This is a genomic window from Flavobacterium hercynium (assembly GCF_002217285.1).
GTDB lineage: Bacteria > Bacteroidota > Bacteroidia > Flavobacteriales > Flavobacteriaceae > Flavobacterium > Flavobacterium hercynium.
The window spans coordinates 21181-28376 of record NZ_MUGW01000041.1; the positions used below are offsets into that span (position 1 = coordinate 21181).

The 7196-nt window shown below is 34.2% G+C and carries 6 protein-coding genes; 1 reads left to right on the forward strand and 5 read right to left on the reverse strand.

Annotated features, from left to right (window positions below; genetic code table 11):
• The first annotated feature begins 26 nt into the window (after positions 1-26).
• On the forward strand, positions 27-1838 hold the full coding sequence (locus B0A66_RS17800) for a hypothetical protein (RefSeq protein WP_089051210.1): 1812 nt from the start codon (positions 27-29) through the stop codon (positions 1836-1838).
• A 111-nt stretch (positions 1839-1949) separates the two neighbouring features.
• On the opposite strand, the gene B0A66_RS17805 is transcribed toward B0A66_RS17800, so the two are convergent.
• The 5 genes from B0A66_RS17805 to B0A66_RS17825 form a co-directional block, all read right to left on the reverse strand.
• The gene (locus B0A66_RS17805) at positions 1950-2381 is read right to left on the reverse strand and encodes a YMGG-like glycine zipper-containing protein (protein ID WP_089051211.1); all 432 of its coding nucleotides are present in this window, start codon (positions 2379-2381) and stop codon (positions 1950-1952) included.
• Between the two features lie 151 nt (positions 2382-2532).
• The gene (gene kynU, locus B0A66_RS17810; RefSeq protein ID WP_089051212.1) at positions 2533-3810 is read right to left on the reverse strand and encodes a kynureninase; all 1278 of its coding nucleotides are present in this window, start codon (positions 3808-3810) and stop codon (positions 2533-2535) included.
• A 129-nt stretch (positions 3811-3939) separates the two neighbouring features.
• On the reverse strand, positions 3940-4989 hold the full coding sequence (queA, locus tag B0A66_RS17815; RefSeq protein ID WP_089051213.1) for a tRNA preQ1(34) S-adenosylmethionine ribosyltransferase-isomerase QueA: 1050 nt from the start codon (positions 4987-4989) through the stop codon (positions 3940-3942).
• Positions 4990-5334: 345 nt separating this feature from the next.
• On the reverse strand, positions 5335-6558 hold the full coding sequence (gene aroA / locus B0A66_RS17820; RefSeq protein ID WP_089051214.1) for a 3-phosphoshikimate 1-carboxyvinyltransferase: 1224 nt from the start codon (positions 6556-6558) through the stop codon (positions 5335-5337).
• 80 nt (positions 6559-6638) lie between these two features.
• Positions 6639-6965 carry a nucleotide pyrophosphohydrolase gene (locus tag B0A66_RS17825; RefSeq protein ID WP_089051215.1) on the reverse strand — a complete coding sequence of 109 codons (327 nt, stop codon included), beginning with the start codon at positions 6963-6965 and terminating at the stop codon, positions 6639-6641.
• Positions 6966-7196: the final 231 nt, after the last annotated feature.

The window sequence follows — 7196 nt, forward strand, 5'->3', positions numbered from 1 at the left end:
TGTTTATTTTTTAATTTGAAACACAAATGACAAAAAAACCTTTACACACTTTTCATATTCCGGTAATGGGACTTGCTTACACTATTGACAGCCCTATTCGAGTGGCTCAATATGGCATTTCATCTGTAATTGCGTTGGCTGACGATGATTTGATTGAAAAGATGCGTAATTTTTATAGCACGAAATTCAATCTTCCATACGAAGAAATAACACAGAAATTTCATGACTATCGCGCCGAGAGAATCACATCTTATCTAAATTTAGTTGACAAAATTGTAAAAGAAAAGTTCGAAAATTTTAAAGCGGAATTAGCCGAAAGCAAAACAGCTCTAGAAAATTTCATCACTATGCTCCCTAATACTTCTGATATCAAAAAAGGATTTCAAAGTTTACTGGAAGATGGAATATCATTTAAAGAAAACATTCAGAATTATATTGAATCACATCTTTCTGCAGGTGCTATCGATGTAAACATCATGACTAAACTGGATAAGGACAATTTCATTAAAGATGAACAGCTCCCGATTGAGTTTAATGACGCACACGCTGCTTTGAGAGGTTTTGCCAACAGTAATCTTGATTCGTCTATTGTACTTTCTGCCGGAATGAATCCGAGATTGTACAGCTATTTTGAAAATTTTCCGGATTTCTTTCCGAATGAACAAAATGTACTTAAAAAGAAAATCATTCTAAAAGTAAGTGATTTCAGATCTGCCATGATTCAAGGGAACTTTTTAGCTAAAAAAGGGCTTTGGGTTTCTGAATACCGTATCGAATCCGGTTTAAACTGCGGAGGTCACGCTTTTGCAACTGACGGATTATTATTGGGTGTTATTCTGGAAGAATTTAAACAAAAGAAAGATCAGCTAATTCAATCTTCGCATGATCTGATGGCAAAAGTATTGCAGCAAAAAGACAAGTATGTTCCGGAACAACCTTTAGCTGTAAAAATTACCGTTCAGGGTGGTGTTGGTACAGCTGAAGAACATGAATATTTATTAGACACTTACAATGTAGATTCTATAGGCTGGGGAACGCCATTCTTACTAGTTCCAGAAGCAACATCAGTAGATCAGGAAACCAGAAATTTACTAATGAATGCCAAAGAAGATGATTTTTATTTAAGTCATATTTCGCCTTTAGGAGTTCCGTTTAACACGTTGAGAGGAACAACTAATGAAATGTTCAAACAAAAACGAATTCAGGAAAATAAAGCGGGAAGTTCTTGTCCTAAAAAATTCCTTGCCTTAAGCAAAGAATACGATCCACACGGAATATGTACCGCTTCGAAAAAATACCAGGACATTAAACTTGAAGAATTAGAACTCAAAAAAGAGGATATGTCAGCGCAGGCTTTTGAAAAAGCTAAGTTTTCCATTACTGAAAAATCATGTTTGTGTGTTGGTTTAGCCAATGCGTCGTATTTAGAGAACGATATTAAAATAAAAGGACAAGCTCAAGGAGTTGTTATATGTCCTGGACCTAATATGGCTTATTTTGATCAAGAAGTTTCACTTAGCGATATGTTGGGTCATATTTACGGAAATACGTCTGTTTTGAGAGCTGAAAATCGTCCGAATCTATTTGTAAAAGAATTGAAGATGTATGTAGATTATTTTAGAAACGAAATTGAATCTTTTTCTACAGAGCTAACGGCAAATCAGCTTAAGAAATGGAATAGTTTTAAAGCGAATCTTATGGATGGAATCGAGTATTATAAAAAAGAACTCCCAACTTCTTCTAACTTCCAAAAGGATTTAAGTAAGATCAAAAAGGATTTCGATTTTTATAAAGCAGAATTATTAAACATCAATATTCCAGTATTGGAATTAGCGTAGCAACAACTCTATTAAAAATATCTTCTTGAAATCTACCAGGTGACTGGTATAGAAAAAGGCTTCCCTGTTTTAGGAAAGCCTTTTTTGATATTAGGTACGACTTCAATAAGTCTATTCTTTTTTCTTTTTACTTCCATCGATAATGGCTCCTGTTCCGGCTCCAACACCAGCTCCGGCTAATCCACCAATAATAGCACCTTCACCTTTTTTCTTACTTATAATTGCTCCGGTTGCTGCTCCTACTCCGGCTCCTATTACTGCACCTTTTGCTGTCGAGCTCCATCCTTTCTTCTTGGTTGTAGTCGTTGTAGTTGCTACTCCATCTGCTTTTTGCTGTACGACAACTACTTTTTGAGACTCCACTTTTTGTTCCTCTTTTATTTTGGCCATTTCAGTTTTCATAGAATCGATAACTCTTTGCTTATCAATTTCGACTTTCATCGAGTCAATGGTGGCTTGCTTCGCTTGTTTCATTTCCATTTTTCCCTGATTTTGACAAGAAATAATGAGAAGAGAGCATAATACTAAATACAATGTTTTCATGATAGCGAATTTTAAAATTTATAACGTAACAAAGTAAGGCGTAAACTTCTTTATTGAAGTTACATAATTTGTTTAAATCGTTACACAATTTCTTTACACAACTGTTAAAGTCATGATTATAGTTATCATACAAAACAATGCTTCGTATACCTTATTTTTCTAAAATTCCTTTTTTCAAAATTTGCCCAAACTCATACATGTCTTCATACGAACAATATAATGGAACCGGTGCTAAGCGAATAACGTTGGGCTCTCGCCAATCTGTAATAACGCCACTTTTCATAAGGTAATCAAACAGGCTTCTTCCTTCACCATGTAATAAAACAGATAATTGTGATGCTCTTTCATTGGCATTTGAAGGTGTTATAACTTCAAAATTACCTTTTACCTCCTGATCTATCTCATGTAATATAAATTCAAGATATGCCGTAATGTGATCTCTTTTTTTAATCAAAGCATCCATACCAACCTCAGCAAACATTTCTACTGAAGCTAAATAAGGCGCTAAAGAAAGAACAGGCAAATTACTTATTTGCCATCCGTCTGCACCATGAACCGGATCAAAGTTCGGCTCCATTTTAAAACGGCGTTCTTTATTATGTCCCCACCAACCTGCAAATCGAGGCAGGTCCGGATCGTTGTGATGTTTTTCATGCACAAAACAACCCGATGCATTTCCCGGTCCTGAGTTCATATATTTATAACTACACCAAGCAGCAAAATCTACATTCCAGTCGTGAAGCTCTAATTTGATGTTTCCTGCTGCATGCGCCAAATCCCATCCTACTTTTGCTCCTGCTTTATGACCTGCAGCTGTGATCGATTTAATATCAAAAACTTGTCCTGTGTAATAATTAACTCCTCCTATTAAAACCAAAGCCAGTTCGTCTCCAACTTCCTCAATTTTTGTCAAAATATCTTCAAGACGAATATTGTGTTCTCCCTCTCTGCGTTTGATTTCAACAATAGCATCTTCGGTTTTGTAACCATGAAAGTGTACCTGACTCTGAAACATATATTGATCTGATGGAAATGCTTTTTCTTCGCAGATGATTTTGTAACGCTTTGCTGTTGGCTGATAAAAAGAAACCATCAATAAATGAAGATTAACAGTTAACGTATTCATTACCGTAACTTCTGAAGGCAAAGCACCAACAATTTTACTCAATGGTTCTGAAAATCTTTCCTGATAATCCCACCACGGTTTTTCTGCATAAAAATGACCTTCAACAGCCAAATCTGCCCAGTCATTCATTACTTCATCTATGTATGCTTTAGTTCTCTTTGGCTGCAAGCCTAAAGAGTTTCCTGTAAAATAAATAACGCGTTTATCATTTACTTTAGGAAAAATAAATTCTTCCTGATATTTATTTAAAGTGTCTTGTGCGTCGAGCTGCTTCGCGAATTCACGTGTATTTTGAAAAGTCATTGTCTTTGTTTTTGAATCGTAAAAATAGGAAAATGTTCTGGAATGGTATGTTAATTTAAAACCTGAAACTTTTTAAAAACAAAAAACCTGTCATCGCTGACAGGTTTTATATTTATTGTAAAAATCTAATTAGATAATTAACATTGCATCTCCGTAAGAATAGAATTTGTATTCTTCTTTGATTGCTTCTTCATAAGCTCTTTTCATTAAATCATGTCCACAAAAAGCAGAAATCATCATTAATAAAGTTGATTTTGGCGTATGGAAGTTTGTGATCATACAGTTTGCAATACTAAAATCGTGAGGAGGGAAAATAAATTTATTTGTCCATCCTTCGTAAGGATTTAAAGTATTTTGTGATGAAACTGAACTTTCAATAGCACGCATTGAAGTCGTTCCTACTGCACAGATACGTTTTTTTGCTGCTTTAGCCGTATTCACAATATCACACGCTTGTTGATTAATGATTAATTCCTCAGAGTCCATTTTGTGTTTAGACAAATCTTCTACCTCAACCGGGTTAAAAGTTCCTAAACCAACGTGAAGTGTAACCTCTGCAAAATTGATTCCTTTGATCTCTAATTTTTTCAAAAGGTGTTTTGAAAAGTGTAAACCAGCTGTTGGTGCTGCTACAGCTCCTTCTTCTTTTGCATAAATAGTTTGGTATCTTTCAGCATCTTCTGCCGTTACCTCTCTGTTGATGTATTTAGGGATTGGAGTTTCTCCAAGCTCAGTCAATTTATTTCTGAATTCTTCGTAAGAACCATCATATAAAAAACGTAAAGTTCTACCACGAGAAGTAGTATTGTCAATTACCTCAGCAACTAACGAATCGTCATCACCAAAATAAAGTTTGTTACCAATTCTGATTTTACGAGCCGGATCAACCAAAACGTCCCAAAGACGTTGCTCTGAATTTAATTCTCTTAATAAGAAAACTTCAATTCTTGCTCCTGTTTTTTCTTTGTTTCCGTATAAACGTGCCGGGAAAACTTTAGTATTGTTAAGAATTAAAACGTCTCCGTCATCAAAATAATTGATAACATCTTTGAACATTTTGTGCTCTATAGTTTGTTTTTGACGATCGATTACCATTAAACGAGACTCATCTCTGTTTTCTGCTGGAAATTCCGCTAAAAGTTCTTTAGGTAAATTAAATTGGAAATGTGATAATTTCATATTTGAATTATTGATTTTAAGATGTACACTTTAGATTTTTTATCTAAAATTTCAAATCGTGTGCAAATATACGATTGTGAGATAGGCGTTGTCAAGTGTTTTGGTGTTTATTTTCAAAAGTCCTTGATTTACTTCTGTTTGAAGTTGTCTAAAATGCATTTTTAATCTTTTTTTATTCCGATAAATGCTATTTATGCTTTATTATCTCTATTCGTCAAAGAACTGTTGTACAACTTAATACTAAAACCGAGGCAAAAAAAAACCTCCAGCTAAACTGGAGGTTCATCAAAACAATTCGTTTGTAGGTATTTGTTCAAAGGTCTTGTTTTTAGTAGATTTTTAAAATTACAGTTCTGAAACTTCAAAATTTAATTCTTTTAAATCATTCCAGAAATCAGGGTATGATTTCGAAACTACTTCTGCATTTTCGATAACGATAGGCACTTTTAATGCTAGCGGAGCAAACGCCATTGCCATACGGTGATCGTTGTAAGTAGCTATTTTTATATTATGATTTATATTCTCTGATGCTGTTAATGTCAAACTATCATTCGTTACTGATATATTCGCTCCTAATTTCGTAAGCTCAATTCGGAGTGCTTCTAATCGGTCTGTTTCTTTAATCTTTAAAGTATGCAGTCCTGTTAAATGACAGCCAATTCCTAAACCTAAACAGGTTACTACAATTGTTTGCGCAATATCCGGTGTGTTGTTTAGATCAAAGTTAACGGTTTCATATTTAAAATTCTCTTGTTTTACCAAAATCATTTTATTGTCCTGAAACGTAGTGTTAACGCCTAGCTTTTCATAAAGTGATACTAACTCAGAATCTCCTTGTAAACTATTTTCTTTGTAACTGCTTAATGTAATGGAAGCTGTATCTGCCAGTGCCACTAAACTAAAAAAGTACGATGCTGAACTCCAATCTGATTCAACCACCATTTCTTTTGAAGCAACCGCAGCTTTTGGATATACTTTAATTACATTTCCTTCAAAACTAGTCTGAATTTCTAAATCGTTTAGCAGTGCTAATGTCATTTTGATATACGGAATTGAAGTAATTTCTCCTTCTAATGTCAGTTCCAGACCATTCTCTAATTTTGAGGCAACCAAAAGAAGTGCTGAAATATATTGACTGCTTACATTAGCGGCCAACGTAACTTTTGAAGCTGTTACTTTTTTTCCTTTAATGCGAATTGGCGGATAGCCTTCTTCTTTCTCATACGAGATTTCAACTCCTAATTGCGCTAAAGCTTCAACTAAAATTTTAATCGGACGCTCCTGCATTCTGCTTGAACCTGTCATTACCACTTCGCGGCCTTCGTTTACAGCAAAATAAGCGGTTAGAAAACGCATTGCTGTTCCTGCATGGTGTATATCTACAATTTCTTCATTTCCAACTAACGCTTTTTGCATGACTTCACTATCATCTGAATTTGAAGTGTTCGCTAAAGTAATACTTGGAAAAAGTGCTTTTAACAACAATAATCGGTTTGTTTCGCTTTTTGAGCCTGTTACTGCAATTTGTCCGTTTAAGTTATGTTGATTGGTGTGAAGTAATAAATTCATTATTGGGTAATTAGATTATGCATTTTGGCAAATTTATTTTAAATAAAGGACACTCCAAAACTTTACTGCAACATATCACATTATTTTAATTTATCGTTGTTTTTATGACGGTCTTTATCCCTTACTGATTTCAAATCCATTTTTTTATTAAAAGCAGCCTGAAGGTCAATTCCGGTTTGATTGGCAAGACATAAAACAACAAAAACAACATCTGCCAATTCTTCTCCTAAATCTTTATTTTTATCACTTTCTTTCTCTGACTGTTCACCATATCGGCGTGCAATAATTCTAGCAACCTCTCCTACTTCTTCTGTAAGCTGTGCCATATTCGTTAATTCATTAAAATAGCGAACACCGTGTTCTTTTATCCAGGTATCAACATCTAATTGTGCATTTTTTAAATCCATTTTTTTAAGCTTTTTTTAGAACAATTTTTTCATTTTGACTCAAGACAATTTTTTCAAAAACCTCTTTAATCATCTCATAATCCTCAGTTGCAAAAATACTATCATTAATTTCTTTAATGCTTATAATTTGAATTTTATTTATTAATCAATCCCTTGTCGTAATTAAACTGTTTGCTTTGAACGTTTACTAATTGGAACGGGTACGAAGTCGGGAGACTTCGCCTTTACTTT

What these genes read in the sequence shown, in the direction of transcription:
- kynU (WP_089051212.1), bottom strand. Translation starts at nt 3,810, where the DNA reads ATGACTTTTCAAAATACACGTGAATTCGCGAAGCAGCTCGACGCACAA.
- queA (WP_089051213.1), bottom strand. Translation starts at nt 4,989, where the DNA reads ATGAAATTATCACATTTCCAATTTAATTTACCTAAAGAACTTTTAGCG.
- B0A66_RS17805 (WP_089051211.1), bottom strand. Translation starts at nt 2,381, where the DNA reads ATGAAAACATTGTATTTAGTATTATGCTCTCTTCTCATTATTTCTTGT.
- B0A66_RS17800 (WP_089051210.1), top strand. Translation starts at nt 27, where the DNA reads ATGACAAAAAAACCTTTACACACTTTTCATATTCCGGTAATGGGACTT.
- B0A66_RS17825 (WP_089051215.1), bottom strand. Translation starts at nt 6,965, where the DNA reads ATGGATTTAAAAAATGCACAATTAGATGTTGATACCTGGATAAAAGAA.
- aroA (WP_089051214.1), bottom strand. Translation starts at nt 6,558, where the DNA reads ATGAATTTATTACTTCACACCAATCAACATAACTTAAACGGACAAATT.